This window comes from Bradyrhizobium sp. SPXBL-02 (genome assembly GCF_051853065.1).
In the GTDB taxonomy this organism is placed as follows: Bacteria; Pseudomonadota; Alphaproteobacteria; order Rhizobiales; family Xanthobacteraceae; genus Bradyrhizobium.
In genome coordinates this window covers 2,721,983-2,735,632 of sequence record NZ_CP182474.1, presented here as the reverse complement: position 1 = coordinate 2,735,632, position 13,650 = coordinate 2,721,983, and the positions used below count along the sequence as shown (strand labels likewise).

22 protein-coding genes are annotated in these 13,650 nt (G+C 61.9%); 10 read left to right on the top strand and 12 right to left on the bottom strand.

The features are described 5' to 3' along the window. Window positions 1–110 precede the first annotated feature (110 nt). From ACNJYD_RS12400 to ACNJYD_RS12385, 4 genes are all read right to left on the bottom strand, one after another. The gene (locus ACNJYD_RS12400; protein WP_439366519.1) at window positions 111–1,709 is read right to left on the bottom strand and encodes an AHH domain-containing protein; all 1,599 of its coding nucleotides are present in this window, start codon (window positions 1,707–1,709) and stop codon (window positions 111–113) included. Between the two features lie 325 nt (window positions 1,710–2,034). Further along, complete coding sequence (locus ACNJYD_RS12395; RefSeq protein WP_212255405.1) at window positions 2,035–2,670, bottom strand: imm11 family protein; 636 nt, start codon at window positions 2,668–2,670, stop codon at window positions 2,035–2,037. 222 nt (window positions 2,671–2,892) lie between these two features. Then, window positions 2,893–3,678: a DUF4261 domain-containing protein gene (locus tag ACNJYD_RS12390; RefSeq protein WP_212255403.1), complete on the bottom strand. Its 786-nt coding sequence runs from the start codon at window positions 3,676–3,678 to the stop codon at window positions 2,893–2,895. 83 nt (window positions 3,679–3,761) lie between these two features. Continuing rightward, window positions 3,762–4,241 (bottom strand): hypothetical protein, encoded by a 480-nt coding sequence (locus tag ACNJYD_RS12385; RefSeq protein ID WP_439366518.1) that lies wholly within the window; start codon window positions 4,239–4,241, stop codon window positions 3,762–3,764. A gap of 362 nt (window positions 4,242–4,603) precedes the next feature. Here ACNJYD_RS12385 and ACNJYD_RS12380 point away from each other — a divergent pair, with 362 nt between their 5' ends. Then, window positions 4,604–4,780 carry a hypothetical protein gene (locus ACNJYD_RS12380; RefSeq protein ID WP_439366517.1) on the top strand — a complete coding sequence of 59 codons (177 nt, stop codon included), beginning with the start codon at window positions 4,604–4,606 and terminating at the stop codon, window positions 4,778–4,780. On the opposite strand, the gene ACNJYD_RS12375 is transcribed toward ACNJYD_RS12380, so the two are convergent. Continuing rightward, window positions 4,758–4,931: a hypothetical protein gene (locus tag ACNJYD_RS12375; RefSeq protein ID WP_439366516.1), complete on the bottom strand. Its 174-nt coding sequence runs from the start codon at window positions 4,929–4,931 to the stop codon at window positions 4,758–4,760. The two genes, ACNJYD_RS12380 and ACNJYD_RS12375, sit on opposite strands and share 23 nt — an antisense overlap. A gap of 329 nt (window positions 4,932–5,260) precedes the next feature. On the opposite strand from ACNJYD_RS12375, the gene ACNJYD_RS12370 reads away from it, so the two are divergent. Together ACNJYD_RS12370 and ACNJYD_RS12365 are read left to right on the top strand one after the other, a co-directional pair. Continuing rightward, on the top strand, window positions 5,261–5,461 hold the full coding sequence (locus ACNJYD_RS12370) for a hypothetical protein (RefSeq protein ID WP_212255394.1): 201 nt from the start codon (window positions 5,261–5,263) through the stop codon (window positions 5,459–5,461). Then, complete coding sequence (locus tag ACNJYD_RS12365) at window positions 5,458–5,682, top strand: hypothetical protein (protein WP_172785458.1); 225 nt, start codon at window positions 5,458–5,460, stop codon at window positions 5,680–5,682. The genes ACNJYD_RS12370 and ACNJYD_RS12365 overlap by 4 nt, the downstream gene beginning before the upstream one ends. Here the strand turns inward: ACNJYD_RS12365 and ACNJYD_RS12360 are convergent. The 5 genes from ACNJYD_RS12360 to ACNJYD_RS12340 all read right to left on the bottom strand — a co-directional run bounded on the left by ACNJYD_RS12360 (window position 5,676) and on the right by ACNJYD_RS12340 (window position 7,799). Then, window positions 5,676–5,945, bottom strand: a complete 270-nt coding sequence (locus ACNJYD_RS12360) for a DUF6894 family protein (protein ID WP_260380096.1) — start codon at window positions 5,943–5,945, stop codon at window positions 5,676–5,678. The two genes, ACNJYD_RS12365 and ACNJYD_RS12360, sit on opposite strands and share 7 nt — an antisense overlap. A 129-nt stretch (window positions 5,946–6,074) precedes the next feature. After that, window positions 6,075–6,323, bottom strand: a complete 249-nt coding sequence (locus ACNJYD_RS12355; protein WP_172785459.1) for a hypothetical protein — start codon at window positions 6,321–6,323, stop codon at window positions 6,075–6,077. Window positions 6,324–6,655: 332 nt separating this feature from the next. Further along, window positions 6,656–6,931: a hypothetical protein gene (locus ACNJYD_RS12350; protein WP_172785460.1), complete on the bottom strand. Its 276-nt coding sequence runs from the start codon at window positions 6,929–6,931 to the stop codon at window positions 6,656–6,658. 132 nt (window positions 6,932–7,063) lie between these two features. Beyond that, window positions 7,064–7,255, bottom strand: coding sequence for a CsbD family protein (locus ACNJYD_RS12345; protein WP_172785461.1), 192 nt, complete (start codon window positions 7,253–7,255; stop codon window positions 7,064–7,066). A gap of 187 nt (window positions 7,256–7,442) precedes the next feature. Beyond that, on the bottom strand, window positions 7,443–7,799 hold the full coding sequence (locus ACNJYD_RS12340) for a hypothetical protein (RefSeq protein ID WP_439366515.1): 357 nt from the start codon (window positions 7,797–7,799) through the stop codon (window positions 7,443–7,445). A 211-nt stretch (window positions 7,800–8,010) separates the two neighbouring features. Here ACNJYD_RS12340 and ACNJYD_RS12335 point away from each other — a divergent pair, with 211 nt between their 5' ends. Next, entirely contained in the window at window positions 8,011–8,289 is a 279-nt protein-coding gene (locus tag ACNJYD_RS12335; RefSeq protein WP_172785462.1) for a DUF3551 domain-containing protein, read from the top strand. An 85-nt stretch (window positions 8,290–8,374) separates the two neighbouring features. Here ACNJYD_RS12335 and ACNJYD_RS12330 read toward each other — a convergent pair whose 3' ends face one another. Both ACNJYD_RS12330 and ACNJYD_RS12325 read right to left on the bottom strand, forming a co-directional pair. Then, window positions 8,375–8,566, bottom strand: a complete 192-nt coding sequence (locus ACNJYD_RS12330) for a Myb-like DNA-binding domain-containing protein (protein WP_172785463.1) — start codon at window positions 8,564–8,566, stop codon at window positions 8,375–8,377. A gap of 277 nt (window positions 8,567–8,843) precedes the next feature. Next, window positions 8,844–9,071 (bottom strand): hypothetical protein, encoded by a 228-nt coding sequence (locus ACNJYD_RS12325; RefSeq protein WP_172785464.1) that lies wholly within the window; start codon window positions 9,069–9,071, stop codon window positions 8,844–8,846. A gap of 129 nt (window positions 9,072–9,200) precedes the next feature. On the opposite strand from ACNJYD_RS12325, the gene ACNJYD_RS12320 reads away from it, so the two are divergent. The 6 genes from ACNJYD_RS12320 to ACNJYD_RS12295 all read left to right on the top strand — a co-directional run bounded on the left by ACNJYD_RS12320 (window position 9,201) and on the right by ACNJYD_RS12295 (window position 13,634). Then, window positions 9,201–9,398 carry a hypothetical protein gene (locus tag ACNJYD_RS12320; protein ID WP_172785465.1) on the top strand — a complete coding sequence of 66 codons (198 nt, stop codon included), beginning with the start codon at window positions 9,201–9,203 and terminating at the stop codon, window positions 9,396–9,398. A 140-nt stretch (window positions 9,399–9,538) separates the two neighbouring features. Next, window positions 9,539–9,859: a hypothetical protein gene (locus tag ACNJYD_RS12315; protein ID WP_172785466.1), complete on the top strand. Its 321-nt coding sequence runs from the start codon at window positions 9,539–9,541 to the stop codon at window positions 9,857–9,859. Window positions 9,860–9,884: 25 nt separating this feature from the next. Then, a complete protein-coding gene (locus ACNJYD_RS12310; RefSeq protein WP_212255388.1) occupies window positions 9,885–10,511 on the top strand; it encodes a hypothetical protein in 627 nt (208 codons plus the stop codon). A gap of 147 nt (window positions 10,512–10,658) precedes the next feature. After that, a complete protein-coding gene (locus ACNJYD_RS12305; protein WP_025037635.1) occupies window positions 10,659–10,844 on the top strand; it encodes a hypothetical protein in 186 nt (61 codons plus the stop codon). A gap of 146 nt (window positions 10,845–10,990) precedes the next feature. Further along, a complete protein-coding gene (locus tag ACNJYD_RS12300) occupies window positions 10,991–12,277 on the top strand; it encodes an NRAMP family divalent metal transporter (protein WP_439366514.1) in 1,287 nt (428 codons plus the stop codon). A 142-nt stretch (window positions 12,278–12,419) separates the two neighbouring features. After that, window positions 12,420–13,634, top strand: a complete 1,215-nt coding sequence (locus ACNJYD_RS12295) for a mandelate racemase/muconate lactonizing enzyme family protein (protein WP_439366513.1) — start codon at window positions 12,420–12,422, stop codon at window positions 13,632–13,634. Window positions 13,635–13,650: the final 16 nt, after the last annotated feature.

The window sequence follows — 13,650 nt, the reverse complement described above, 5'->3', positions numbered from 1 at the left end:
AGAACAAACAAGCCCGCGGCAGGCCGCGGGCTTGTTCCGAATTCTTCGATGATGCCATTCTGCCAGTGTTTTGCCCGACGTGTCAAACGACGCTCGCTCCGCCGCAAAGGTCATTCCGGCGGAAGCAAAGGCCGTATCCAGCGCGAGAACCATTCCTCGCTGTCATTGTGCGGATTGACAGGGCCGTTCACTCCTAAGATCGGTGGAGGAATGAGATAGCTCGGCACGTCCGCAAACACGCCGATCGGCTTGTTCGGTTGCGGCTGCTGGCCGCGAGTGGCCGGGACGGTCCAGCTACCAAACCGCTCGTCGAATTCGGTAGACGGCAGATACGAGACTGGCGCACTGCCCGATGTGAATACGTTGCCCGCGTTCGTCTCATTGACACGGGCGAGACGGCGAACGTGCGTGACTGATGCTGCGGCAGAGACTGCGAGATCTTTGGCGGGCATGGTGCCAACCGGGGTGGTGACCCACTCCCCGAAGCGATCTGCAAGAGTGCCAGCGGGCGCCTCGGGATCTAACGAGGAAGCTCCGCTCAGCTGCGGCCTGAAGGTTGATGCTAAAACGCCCCTGGTGCTGGCCGCGTTGTCAACGCTCAGTCCATTGTTCGATGTGGTGTGCGCAGGCGCTCCTGTCGAGAACACTCCTCCGCGAGGAGTAGAAGCCCCCATCGTCGCGCCGGAACCTTCCTGCGCATTGGCAGCGCGCGCAACCGCCAAAATGCCTCCGATGCCGAGCAGCCAGGGGAGGAGAGAGGGAGCCGCCAAGCCGACGGCGGCCCCTCCGGCCATCCAAGGAAGTGCATTGCGCACCACAGGTGTGCCGCCCGCTAATGGATTGTCGTAATATGGATTCGCCATTCCGGAGTGCGGGTCGGATAGGAGCACCAGCGGGTCCGATGGCGCCGCCGTTGTCGGAGGCAACTCACCGAGCCGTTGTTCCTCGGGACTTAGCGATGGAAAGGCTGGCAGCACGCTCCTGAAGCGTGGATCGCTCGGCGTGAATCCCTCGTTCTCGTTTAGGTCGGGACGATCGGGTGGAGATAAGCCTCGCAGGCGAGTGTCGATCAGAGAGGGGACGAGCCCCGGCGCATCCGGGATAGGGTCGACGCCCGTGAAATGCAGCGAGATGGTGCCTTTGCCAGAGCGTCTTAATATTTCGTTCCTCTCTGCCATGCTGAGACCACTCGTCGGCGACAAAAGCGGAAAAGCCAAGGCCGCATCTCGCTGACCGGCATCGCGCAACTGGTCGACGGTTTCCTGCATCTGCCGGATTTGCTCTGCTTGGTCCGCCGCGTATGTCCCGCGGTTTTGGAACCATTCACGGTTCTTACCATTTCCTTCCTCGGTCGTTAGTCCCTCTGGAGTATTGGGGAGCAGATGACCGTTTGCTACCGCGTACTTGGCAGCGGCTACAAGCGCGTTCACTTCGGAAGCTATCTCGTCCAGCGCGCGCTCATCGCCCGCATCAGCAAGGTCGAACTTTGCAGACACCTTGAGATTTTCAAGACGCTCAAAAAAACCGTCGTGGTACGTTCCGAGATGTCCCCCCGTATGCGGGCTCGAACCAAGCTCCGTCGCCAGAGGCTGTCTGGACGGCAACGTCACCAGATTTCGAACTCCATCGATGTTAAATCGTTTTCCCAAGAGCCGGATGACCGGATGATCTGCAAATTTCTTCGGCAAAACGTGATGATCTTGAAACATGCGACGGTTACTTTCTGGCGCAGGCCGGCATTCGAGCTGCCGGTGATCGCAGCCGGCTGGTCTGATCTGAAATGCTTTGGTGGATGGCCAGCAGCGAGGGCCGGCCTCTTCGTGCGCGCTAGATACTGATGCGGTCACCGGGCCGGCATCGCGGTCGGTGCAGGGCGCCTACAAGGCCATCAGGGTAATGGTGGCAGCATTCGCATACTGCGAGGGCAACCGGGGCATCCGCCCCGGGTGTCGTGCAAATGTCTTCTGCAAAAGAGCGATTCAGACGAGCCAAGAACGGGCCAGTCAGATCTCTACCTATCTCAAGGTGCGGAAACTAGGGATCAAGCCCTTCGTAGTTGCCGTAGGCATATCCGAAGCTTAGGCCTCGCACACCGGCAGCCTTACAGGCGCCCTTCATTGCCTGATCACAAAGAATCCACTGCTCCAAAAAGCGTGGCCGGAAGATATGAGCCGAACCGATAGCCTCTTCTCGGAAGACATAGCGGGAAATTGCCGTGCCATTGTAGCGCCGGTAATCTGTCCCATCGTCCAGGACTTCGACGATCGATTTTTCTTCGTCAATGACGTCGAGTCGGCGCACGACATCGCAAAGCCAATAAACCGGCGCATCTCCCTTCAGCGACCGCGTTTCGCACTTCAGAAACGCGACCCCCTCTCGATCCACGGCTTCGAGAACGCTTTTCATTCGATCGGATACGAGCCAATAATCGTGAAACATCTCCCAATCGACCGGCGGCCTCCCAAGCGATTTGTCAATCAGCAGCCTTGGCGTTTCGGATAGCGAAGGAAAGCCTCGCTTGCCTCTCGGCGGCCGGAGCACGCGGCCGATGCCCAAGGCGGCAAAATTCTCCAATTCCCACCCGGGGGGCTTGCTAATCCTGAAATTCAGTTTGATGCGATAGAGCTTTGGCGCCTTTCTCTTTCGACTTCCATCAGAGGGCGTAGCCATAGACGATCTCTCCGTTCGCATCGCTCATCATTTCGACGTCCATTCTGCCTGCAGAATTTCGTCTTCGTTCCTCGTGACGATGGGCGCTCAACAATAAAGCCCGCGGAATCCCGCGGGCTCGATCCTTAAATCTTTCGATGATGCCATTCTGCCGGTGTTTTGCCCGACGTGTCAATTGATGGGCTGGGGGGCGCACCAAGGGGGGCTGCATTTCTGAAAGTTTCATCGAAAAGAGTCTGCGACCTCATCCGAACATGAAAACACGGGCACCCTACTGAAGACTTGGGAATTCCGATACTGAACCGCGATCCGCTCGGTTGTGCTTGCACCGATCGTGTCGCCGTCCTTCACCACGTTTCCATGCTCGATCAGATACACGGAAAGTCCTGCCACCTTGTCGATCAGTTCGGACAGCGTCAGCTTGGCGGTCTCGAACTCGATCTCGCGACCTGCGAAGGTGGACAAGCCGACAGTGATCGCGCCGATCTTCCGATCCGACTGGAAGGGAAGAATGTCGACCCACAGTGTAAAGGGATAGCTGGGAAACGGTGCAAAGGAGCGGCTCGACTCTTCCAACCAAAGGCCGGACGGTCGCGCCACCCGGCCATCCCAAACCACGCCGCAACATTCCGGCATAGCGGCGATCAACGCGCCGACCACCGCGGTGGTGATGCGCGCGGCGACGAGAGGCTTCTCGTTCTTTGCCAGCGCCGAGACGACCAGGTGACCGCGATGCCGGGCGGCCACCGCCTTGCCCTCCGGCCATATCGTGGCAGCGCGCGCCCACAGACCGGCATCGTCCGGTATCGGGGTCGGCATCGGCATGACGGCAACAAGCTGGTTGCCGCAGCGAAGGAGCGGCGAGCTTGCTTTGACCTGTCGCTCGCCTGGATCGTTCGGCTCCGTCATCAAATCAGGATGTCGCGCGCGAAGGATCTTGGCGACGAGCGACATGTCGGGCGTGACCGGTCGGTCCAGCAAGACAAAACTAATAAACGAGTTACTCATGAACTGCCCCGCCGCACGCTTCCGGCAAGACGCACGTCTCGCCCAAAGGTTGAGCCAGTAAATAGAACAAACAGGGAACAATGTCAATAGACATCTTGCACTCGCCCACTCGCAACGAGCTCAACAGCAATCGGCAGAGAGTAGTCCGGATATGGTGCGAGCGACCACCGCGACGTTTCGAGCCATAGATCGGCAGCCCGCGCTACCCGCCCCGCCCACACCACGCCGCAACATTCCGGCACGGTGGCAATCAACGCACCGATAACCGCAGTCGTAAGGCGGGCGGCGACCAGCGGCCGCTCACTTTTTCCGAGCAGCGAGACGATGATGTGGCCCTGATGGTCAGTTGCCACAGCCTCGCTTTCCGGCCAAGTTCGCGCAGCGCGCGCCCAAAGCCCCGGATCCTGCGGAATGGGTGCCGGCATCGACATGACCGCAACGAGCTCGTTGCCGCAACGGATGAGCGGCGAATTCGCTTGAGCCGGTTGCGACTCTTCACCGTTCGTCGCCTCTGTTGCCAACTCCGGATGCCGGAGGTGAAGGGCTTTGGCGACTGCTGACATGTCGGGTGTCACCGGCCTGCTCAACAGGACCAGAGAAAGAAGCGAGCCACTCATCAACTAACCCCCCGCAGAAAATCCCGGTGAGCCCAAAACTTAGTTTTTCGCCCAGAGGTTGAAACGTAGAGCCTCATTAGAACAAATAGAGAACAATGTCAATCGACGTTTCCCAGCATTGGTGCCGCACTGCAAGGGCGGTTCGCAATAGCACTCGCGGAAAAGGGGTTCACGCAAACATCAACGAAGACCCCGCGCCGTCCTCAGGGGCGCCGCGACGTTCGCCACACACCCGGGCAGCCCCACCAGGAACAAGCGTCAACACACCGCGTTGCACCGCCATGCATGGATCAACCGACGATCCCCTGTTGGTGCGCGCCGATGCCGCCCTCCGCGAAGCCGAGCGGCTTCGCCTCGCCCTGATCCGCGAGCGCGCGATTGCACAAGCCATCTGTCACGACGCCGCGCAAACCCGCACGCTGCAATCAGGCCTGCTGCCAGCGATCGCGATTGCGCTGACGGTCAACGCTCCTCGTTCGGCGTAGCGTCGGTGCCCGGACCGAAAGGCTCGTGCGTCCTGCGTCCCAGAAACGTATCGGGTGGCGGCTGCTTCAACAGCTCGCGGCTTTCGCGCACGATCTCGCGCATGTATTCGGCCTGTTCGTGTTCGACAGGCAACGGCCGATAGACGGGCATCGTGGTGCTCCCTTGCTTTGCAGGCGGGAGCGCGCTCGGTCTCTCAGCCACCGACGCCTACGGGCAGAGCCTCGGCCGGTGATGCGACCATAACTATCACAGGTCGCTTTGGTTCAATATTGAACTTTGGGACTCGCGGGGCACAAATGAGTAAACCGCTCAACATGCTCAAGCTGCTCGCGAAAATTAATCCGCGCAACATATCAAATGATGTGACTCCCGCTGTGCGGGAGGCGTAAGGTAAGTCATCACCGCAAGGCCCGTGGCATCGATCGGTGATGAGAACGCCGATTGCGCTCCCGCCCGACCTCAAATGAGGGAGCAGCGCCATGCTGACAAGACGTCGTTTCAAACAAACCAGAACCCTGACCGAACGACTCGCGGACGAAGCCGCGCGCTGCCGCGAGGAAGCCCGCACGCTGACGCCCGGCCGCCGGCGCGACATGCTGCTGCGCCAGGCGCGGCAGGACGAGACCGCCATGCAGATCGACGCCTGGCTGCGCTCGCCCGGCCTGAGGGCGCCGACATGATGCAATATCGCGCTTATCTCATCGGCGAGGATGGCGTCTTCCGCTCCGCCGAAGCGTTCGAAGCTCCCTCGGATTCCTCCGCCCTCAGCTTTGCGCAGCGGTTCACGCGGCTCGGCAAGGTCGAGGTCTGGCAGCTCGGCCGAAAGATCGCCGTGCTGGACTCCGAGCAGTCTCGGCCGCCGTTGCACGAGCCGTCCCGGCCGACGCTGACGCGTCAATGACCGCGTGACTTCGGTCCCGACCTGAGATCCTCGATCTGGAAGTTGAACTTCACCTGCATGACAGGGCCGCTCGCATCGCGCACCTCGATCGCCATCTCCTGCCGGTCGCCGGTGAGCGGCGCGGAGAGCACCGCATCGCGCGCCAAGTCGGCGACCGACTTGGCGGCCTCGGCCTGAACTGCGCGCGCGCTGGACAATTCCAGGCCCTCCTCGTCCAGCGCAATTCCCTTGTCGTCGCGAAGGTCAAAGTAATATCGGGTCATGACCGTAATCCTCTGCCCGCTATAGTGCAGAGGACGAGCAAAGGTTTCTAAAGGGCACGAAATTTCCCCTGGAATCAACGGGTTCCGGGAACAAAGCAGAGACGCGCGAGCCGGGCCAGCTTGCGTCGGCTACTCCTCCGCGAGCTTGCGCTCGATATAGGCGTCCACCGTCTCGGCGAACGAGCGCTGCACGCCGACCGCGGCGTCGTGCTGGTCGAGTGCGTCGCGCTGCAGCACGCGCAGGCCGCGCCCGCGCATGCTCACAGGTGCCGTGTTCAGGAACTGGTCGATGGCGCCCTTGGCAAGCGGGATGGCCTTGGGATCGCCCCTGGCGATCAGGAGCCGTAGCAGGCTCTGGCATTCGGCCAAACCGGGCATGGCGTCTCTCACCTTTGCTGCGATTTCGGCTTCGGCCGCTCTACCTTCTGGGTATGGGTGCCGAACAGCGCCAGCAACAGCGCGACTTCTTCCTTCGAACCGATCTGGATCATGATTGTTCTCTCCGTTTCGCTACGTTGGTCGGAGCCGGCGGGCGCCGAGTTCAGGACGATCTGGTTTCAGCACTGTTTCAGCCGTGTTTCGTCAGCGCCCTGCACCGCGCCTTCGGCCGGCTTGTGTGCACAATTGAACGCTGATCTCTCGCTTTCGCCGATCACGACCCATTTCTCTCTTCCTGACGTCTCGCCAAAGTCCGAACATTGATGCTTGTCTTAGGCCTTCGGCGGCTTGAGGAAGCCAAAATAGAAGCAGACCAAAAATAGAATGAGATGGACAATGGAACGGCCACCGCTGACCTGCGGACTCGCGACAAAATCTGTTCCCAACAGAGGCACCGAAACGTCGGCGAGATAGAGATAAAACAAAATGCCCGACGATACGAAGAACGCGCCTGCCAGGAATTTGCGAAAGCCGACATCTCGCCAAGCGAAATAGAGGCTTCCGCCAGCCATTATGATGGCCGCACCAGCATAGAGGGCAATGATCATGCTGCCTCACCCCGGTTGCGGACGCGACCCAATCGACCGGCGAATGACCTGAACGGGTCTCGCGCTTGCCGTGGGCTTGACAGAAACGGAAAGCCGCCCTGAGGCGGCTAGTTTCAGACTTTCCTTTTCTGCCTATTTCTTGAGGGCGTCAGAGGCGTCCCGCGCTGCGTCCTTCACATCTCCAGCGACGTTATGGGCGGATCCCTTGGCCTTGTCCAACTTGCCTTCAGCTTCCAGGTCCTTGTCGCCGGTGAGCTTGCCGGCCCCTTCTTTGATCGCGCCTTTTGCCTTGTCGGCGGCGCCCTTCACATGTTCACGGTCCATGATCGATATCCTTTCCTGTGTAGAAGACGAGCACAACGAAATCGGTGCGCTGTCGTTCCTGCGAGACGCCCGCGTGAGGCGGGCTCCTCAGGACGAGGCCGGAATGCGTGGATGGAGGTTTCAGCACTGACGCCGATGAGCCTCCTCCTGAGGAGGCGCGTCAGTGACAACGCCCCTCCGATGGCTGCTACTCTATCGTCGCATTCACCGTCATGACCGATTTGCCAGAGCCGTATGGACCCTTTCCTTCACCATAGATGGCGAACGTATCGGTGCCCTTGTAATTGGCTGCCGCGGTGTATCTGAACGTCGTTACGTTGACTTGTCTGAGCTTCCCGTGCGCGGGCTTCCGGGACACGCCGGAGCTATGCATCGCTCCCGGAATTCGCATCGGGAAATTGCACGTTTCGCCCGACCTGACCGCGAAGTAGGCCGTCATGTCCACGCCGAACACGGATGGGTTACCGGTGACCCTGCACTCGGAGATGGCGAAGGCCGTAGCCGGCGTCAGGCTCAGCACAGCAGTGAGAGCGAATATCCGCATGCTCATCTCCTGTTAGGATCAAGCGGCATCCGGGGCCATTGATTTCCAAGCGTGGGGACAACCATTGACTTGAATCAACATTCGACCTGCGACGACCAGGCGATTGAATAGGCGGAAGTAGCGACTTTCCTTGGTTGATGGCTGGCGGCCTGCGGGTTGCCTTTTGAGGCTCCACCCCTTTCCGGGATGTTCTATAATCCGTCGGCTCTAAATGATGGAGGGTCAAATGCGACTCGCTTTGCTTATTGGGGTCCTGCTGATGGGGCTTTCTTCAGCAGCAAACGCCCGCGATTATCCCTGGTGCGTCTTCGGTGGCCATGCTGGCCCCCCCGGCGAATGCATGTACGAGACGAGGGAGCAGTGCCTGGCTTCGGCATCGGGACGGTGGACCAGCTATTGCGATATCAATCCGCGCGTGAGATTCCAGCAGCAGGCACCGCCCCCGACAGCATGTGACTCTCGCGGGCGCCGGTGCGCGCCGAGATCGTGAAGCGTTCAGCGCAAGGCCGCCGCGTCGCGGGTAAAGCAGACATCGACCCGCTGACCGAGCGTTGACTAGTCCGCACCAGCGCGCGCTATTTGCCGCGCTTCGAAGTGCCGGTGCCTAGCGCAATGCCGTGCTGCCAGGCCCGCACCCGCACCGCCGCTTCGCTCCGATTGAGCTCTGCCGCAATCTCGTCGGGCCGGCGTCCGGCTTCGGCCAGCGCTTTCAGCCGCTCATGCTCGTCCGCTGTCCACCTCTTCAGCAAGGGATAGCGTGATTGCATGGTCGGAGCTGGCTCACCCGTCATTCAAGTGCGACGACAATCGGCCGAGACGGACCAAGTTCCTATCCGTGGCGGACGGGCCATAGCACGGGCTTTGCGAGGTGAACTTAGCAAAAGTTAAGCCCGCGGCGGATTGCTCCGCGCGGGCTTGGTTTCGAGCACAAGGCTCGGGTGAGACCTTCGTCTCAGTGCATGTGGCCGATCAGATAGATGCCGCCGCCGAGAACGATCACGGCCGGGACGGCCCAAAGCAGAAGTACGGGCATCGCTTGCCTCCTCAGTTCGAGGTGCAGACCTTGACGGACTTCATGCCGGTCTCGGCTTCCGACCTGGTCTTGTACACGGTGTCGCCGCTGACGACCGTCGTTTCCGTGGTCGTCGGCTTCGACTCGGTGATGGTGCACTTCTTGGTCTTGACGTCCTGAACCACGTAGAACGTTTGCGCAAAAGCGGGAGCCGCAACTGACGTCAGCACGGCGGCAGCAATGATTGCTTTGATATTCACTTTGTCCTCCTCCAGTAGCCCGGTCGATCCAGGCGTGTCTTTTACAAACCCGACTAATTGCCAGTTGTTCCCGGTCATCCGCCGAACCAATTCCGGCTGATTGCGTTGGTGCGCGAACAGGAGGCTTCGATGCTCGACTTGCGGCTCGTGACGACTTCCCTGGCGGTGCTCGCTGCGCTGATCAGCGTGGCGCTGGCTGAGCCCGTCAAGGATCAGGCTCCACCGGTGGTTCAAACTGCCACCGAAGCCCGTCCCATTCGCGTGATCCTTCCGGCGCCGTGGGAGCCCACCAAGGGCCAGGCCGAGTCTGTGCAATCTTCGAAGTAGCAGGCGTCGGTCGAGCGACGGCCGCAGCTCGGTCGACATTGTCGCGGCCAAAGCGCCGCAGCAAACTCCTCCAAAACGACAGCAACCATTTCGAATCTCACCTGTTGTCGCCGGCACAATCACTTGCAGGAGACAACAACATGAAACGTCTGACAGTGCTGGCCGCAACCTTGTTGCTGCTCGGGTCGGTGCCCGCGGGCGCCCAGTCGCAGCCGGCGCAAAGCGGGCCGGGCAACAACGCGGTCAACAGCTCCGACCAGAACAACTCCAACGCACCGGTCGCGGGCCGCAACAGCTTCACCGAAGGACAGGCGAAATCGCGGATCGAGGGCGCGGGATATTCCAACGTCTCGGGCCTGCAGAAGGACGACAACGGCGTCTGGCGCGGCAAGGCCGACAAGGCCGGCACCAAGACCGACGTCAGCGTCGACTTCCAGGGCAACGTCAACCCCGCCAAGTAATCCGCGAATTTCAGGAGATCCAGACATGACGACCACCATCTCTCGCCTGTACGACAATTACGCCGATGCCGAGCGGGCCGTGGCCCGGCTCGAAAGCGCCGGCGTGCCGCACTCCGACATCAGCCTCGTCGCCAACAATTCGGACAATTGGTACGGCTCACGCTCCGGCAAGGTCGATCGTGACCGCGACGGCGTCGACGATCGCGCCGAAGGCGCCGGTACGGGTGCCGGCATCGGCGCCGGGCTCGGCGGCGCCGCCGGCCTGCTCGCGGGTCTTGGCCTGTTGGCCATCCCCGGCCTCGGCCCGGTGGTCGCGGCCGGATGGCTCGCCTCGACTGCGGCAGGCGCGGCTGCCGGCGCGGCCACGGGCGGAATCATCGGCGCCCTGACCGAGGCCGGCGTCTCCAGGGAAGACGCATCGCGTTATGCCGAGGGCGTCCGCCGCGGCGGCACGCTGGTGTCCGCGAAGGTGCCGGACCAGGACCGCGCGCGCCTCGATGCGCTTCTGCACGAGCGATCGGTCAACCTTCAAGAGCGCAGCGCGGCCTGGCAGAAGTCCGGCTGGACCGACTTCGACGCCGCCAGCCCGCCGCTGTCGCCGGAGGATATCGGCCGCGAGCGCGAACTCTACGGCGTGGGCTCGCGGCGATAGGGCAGCAAACCTCCGACACGACAAAGGCCCCGCGATGCGGGGCCTTTTAACTTTGTCTCAAATGCCGCAAAGCGGATTGGGCGAAGAAATCTCTTCGCCTCATGCTGGGACATGTCGCCTGGACGGGGCAAGCCGGAGAGATCTCCCATGTACTACGTCGCCGCTGCATTGCTGGTGCTGTCGGGACTGTTCTATTCCGCGAGCCGTCACGAGCTCGGCCAGTTCGGTGCGGACGTGTGCAGCTATGGCAGCACGTTCTGCAACAATCCGGTGGTCCTCTTCACCGGCGCCGCACTGGCCGCCGCCTGGGGCATGTTCGTCAGCATCAAGTAGCCGATGATGGCAATCTAGACCTGTTTTGCCCGACGGAGCAAACTCACTTAGCATTTTCGAAAATCAGCCGCCGGCGGCGGCAGCGGGAACTTATGTTCCTTGATTCGCATTTGCTATGACGACGTCCGCACCGTTCGAGCCCGTTTATGAGCGACAGCGCCCTCACTCCGACGAAATCCGCGCCAACGCTGCTGCAACGCTTGGGGCCCGGCCTCATCACCGGAGCTGCCGACGACGATCCGTCCGGCATCGCCACCTATTCGCAGGCCGGCGCCCAATTCGGCTATGGTCTGTTGTGGACGGCGTTTCTCACCACGCCGTTCATGATCGCGATCCAGCTCGTCAGCGCGCAGATCGGCCGCGTCACCGGCAAGGGGCTCGCCGCCAACGTCATTCGGGTCGCGCCGCGTTGGGCGGTGCTGGCGCTGGTCTCGATGCTGGTCGCCGCGAACACGTTCAACATCGCCGCCGACATCGCCGCGATGGCCGAGGCGCTCTCGCTCGTGATCGGCGGCCTCAACCACGAGCACGCGCTGATCTTCGCGGCGGGCTCGACCCTGCTGCAGGTGTTCCTGCCCTATCGCCGCTATTCGCCGGTGTTGAAATTCCTCACACTGGCGCTGTTCGCCTATGTCGCGACCGCCTTCACGGTGCAGATTCCCTGGAGCACGGCGCTGCTCGCCGCGGTGTGGCCGAAGGTAAACGTCAGCAGCGACTATCTCCTCATGGTGGTCGCCGTGCTCGGCACCACCATCAGCCCCTATCTGTTCTTCTGGCAGGCCTCGCAGGAGGTCGAGGAGATGAACCAGGGCAAGCGCGACAAGCCGCTTCGCGAGCTCAAGCGCGGCGGCGGTCACGAGCTCGACCGCATCAAGATGGACACGGTCTCCGGCATGCTGCTCTCCAACGGCATCGCCTTCTTCATCATCCTGACCACCGCATCGGTCCTGCACGCCAACGGCGTCACCAATATCGGCTCGGCGACGGAAGCGGCCGAAGCGCTGCGGCCGCTCGCGGGCGATTTCACCTTCGCCCTGTTTGCGACCGGGATCATCGGCACGGGCCTGCTCGCGATTCCGGTGCTGGCGGGCTCGGCCGCCTACGGCGTTGCCGAGATCTTCGGCTGGCGCGCCACGCTGGAGGCCAAGCCGGACGAAGCGGCCGGCTTCTACACCATCATCGCCGCGGCGACCCTCATCGGCTTCGGCCTCGGCTTCACCGGCATCGACTCGATCCACATGCTGGTGTGGAGCGCGGTGCTCAACGGCATCGTCGCCGTCCCCATCATGGCGATGATGATGCTGATCGTCTCGAGCCGCGCGATCATGGGCCGCTTCAGGGCCCGCTCCTGGCTGATCGCGCTGGGCTGGCTCGGCACCGCGCTGATGGCGCTCGCCGTTCTCGCTTTGCTCGGCTCGTCGGTGATTGGCTGACGCAAGCGCTGCTTCGGACGCGCTGCCGCGTTGCATCCTAGCGCCCTTCCCGCCGCCGCGCGCTTGGCCTAACAATGCGGTCCGGGCCCGGCCTGAGATCGGGTCGAAAAAAAGAAGCCCGGCCGGGCGAGTAGGGAGCGACATGACCAAATCCTCAAAAGCAACAAGCCTCGAAATCCTCGCCTGCGATGCCGGCTGGAGAAGCTATCATTTCGTCAAGCTGAAGACCGAGGACGGCATCGTCGGCTGGAGCGAATTCGACGAAGGCTTTGGCTCGCCCGGCGTCGGCGCCGCGATCCAGCGCCTCTCCGCCCGGGTCATCGGGCAAAACGTCTTCCAGCACGAGCGCATCTTTGCCGAATTGTTCGCGGCGACGCGTCCCGCGGCCGGCGGCGTGGTGGCGCAAGCGCTCGGTGCGATCGAGAACGCGCTGCTCGATGCCAAGGCGAAAACCCTCGGTGTTCCCTGCTATGAGCTGCTCGGCGGCAAGATCCGCGATCGCGTCAGGGTCTACTGGTCGCATTGCGCCACCTGGCGCATCAACCACCCGTCCTGGTACAAGCCGCCGATCGAAAGTCTCGACGGCGTCAAGGCCATGGGGCGCGAAGTGCGCGAGAAGAAGTTCACCGCGCTCAAGACCAACATCTTCTCCTATGACGAGGGCAGGCCGACCGGCTGGCGCCCCGGCTTCGGCTCACCTTTCGCGCCCGAGATCAACGTCGACCGCAAGATCCTGCGCGACCTGCACATGCATCTGGAAGCCATCCGCGACGGCGCCGGCCCCGACGTCGACATCCTGCTCGACTGCAACTTCAACGCCAAGACCGAAGGCTATCTGAAGATCCTGCGCACCATTGCCGACCTCGACATGTTCTGGGTCGAGATCGACAGCTTCAATCCGGAAGCCCTCGGCTATATCCGCCGGCAAAGCCCGCACCCGATCTCGTCCTGCGAGACGCTGCTCTCCTTGCGTGAATTCCTGCCCTATTTCCAGGCGCAGGCCATGGACGTCGCGATCATCGACACGCCCTGGAACGGGGTCTGGCAGTCGATGAAGATCGCCGCGGCGGCCGAAGCCTTCGAGGTCAACGTCGCCCCGCACAATTTCTACGGCCATCTCTGTTCGATGATGAACGCGCATTTCTGCGCCGCGGTGCCGAACCTGCGCATCATGGAGATCGACATCGATCGTCTGTCCTGGGATCGCGAGCTGTTCACGCACGAGCCGGAGATCGAGAACGGGCATCTCGTCATCCCGAACCGGCCTGGTTGGGGCACCGAACCGAACGAGGAAGCCTTGCGGGCCCATCCGCCGAAGACGAGTGGCGGCCTCCTCAACTACGGTCGCAAGAGCTGAGGGGAATGGCTTTAGG

What these genes read in the sequence shown, in the direction of transcription:
- ACNJYD_RS12345 (WP_172785461.1), bottom strand. Translation starts at nt 7,255, where the DNA reads ATGGACCGTGAACATGTGAAGGGCGCCGCCGACAAGGCAAAAGGCGCG.
- ACNJYD_RS12385 (WP_439366518.1), bottom strand. Translation starts at nt 4,241, where the DNA reads ATGTCAGCAGTCGCCAAAGCCCTTCACCTCCGGCATCCGGAGTTGGCA.
- ACNJYD_RS12305 (WP_025037635.1), top strand. Translation starts at nt 10,659, where the DNA reads ATGTACTACGTCGCCGCTGCATTGCTGGTGCTGTCGGGACTGTTCTAT.
- ACNJYD_RS12390 (WP_212255403.1), bottom strand. Translation starts at nt 3,678, where the DNA reads ATGAGTAACTCGTTTATTAGTTTTGTCTTGCTGGACCGACCGGTCACG.
- ACNJYD_RS12295 (WP_439366513.1), top strand. Translation starts at nt 12,420, where the DNA reads ATGACCAAATCCTCAAAAGCAACAAGCCTCGAAATCCTCGCCTGCGAT.
- ACNJYD_RS12300 (WP_439366514.1), top strand. Translation starts at nt 10,991, where the DNA reads ATGAGCGACAGCGCCCTCACTCCGACGAAATCCGCGCCAACGCTGCTG.
- ACNJYD_RS12365 (WP_172785458.1), top strand. Translation starts at nt 5,458, where the DNA reads ATGATGCAATATCGCGCTTATCTCATCGGCGAGGATGGCGTCTTCCGC.
- ACNJYD_RS12335 (WP_172785462.1), top strand. Translation starts at nt 8,011, where the DNA reads ATGATGGAGGGTCAAATGCGACTCGCTTTGCTTATTGGGGTCCTGCTG.
- ACNJYD_RS12355 (WP_172785459.1), bottom strand. Translation starts at nt 6,323, where the DNA reads ATGCCCGGTTTGGCCGAATGCCAGAGCCTGCTACGGCTCCTGATCGCC.
- ACNJYD_RS12315 (WP_172785466.1), top strand. Translation starts at nt 9,539, where the DNA reads ATGAAACGTCTGACAGTGCTGGCCGCAACCTTGTTGCTGCTCGGGTCG.
- ACNJYD_RS12370 (WP_212255394.1), top strand. Translation starts at nt 5,261, where the DNA reads ATGCTGACAAGACGTCGTTTCAAACAAACCAGAACCCTGACCGAACGA.
- ACNJYD_RS12375 (WP_439366516.1), bottom strand. Translation starts at nt 4,931, where the DNA reads ATGCCCGTCTATCGGCCGTTGCCTGTCGAACACGAACAGGCCGAATAC.
- ACNJYD_RS12400 (WP_439366519.1), bottom strand. Translation starts at nt 1,709, where the DNA reads ATGTTTCAAGATCATCACGTTTTGCCGAAGAAATTTGCAGATCATCCG.
- ACNJYD_RS12395 (WP_212255405.1), bottom strand. Translation starts at nt 2,670, where the DNA reads ATGGCTACGCCCTCTGATGGAAGTCGAAAGAGAAAGGCGCCAAAGCTC.
- ACNJYD_RS12350 (WP_172785460.1), bottom strand. Translation starts at nt 6,931, where the DNA reads ATGATCATTGCCCTCTATGCTGGTGCGGCCATCATAATGGCTGGCGGA.
- ACNJYD_RS12340 (WP_439366515.1), bottom strand. Translation starts at nt 7,799, where the DNA reads ATGCGGATATTCGCTCTCACTGCTGTGCTGAGCCTGACGCCGGCTACG.
- ACNJYD_RS12320 (WP_172785465.1), top strand. Translation starts at nt 9,201, where the DNA reads ATGCTCGACTTGCGGCTCGTGACGACTTCCCTGGCGGTGCTCGCTGCG.
- ACNJYD_RS12330 (WP_172785463.1), bottom strand. Translation starts at nt 8,566, where the DNA reads ATGCAATCACGCTATCCCTTGCTGAAGAGGTGGACAGCGGACGAGCAT.
- ACNJYD_RS12310 (WP_212255388.1), top strand. Translation starts at nt 9,885, where the DNA reads ATGACGACCACCATCTCTCGCCTGTACGACAATTACGCCGATGCCGAG.
- ACNJYD_RS12360 (WP_260380096.1), bottom strand. Translation starts at nt 5,945, where the DNA reads ATGACCCGATATTACTTTGACCTTCGCGACGACAAGGGAATTGCGCTG.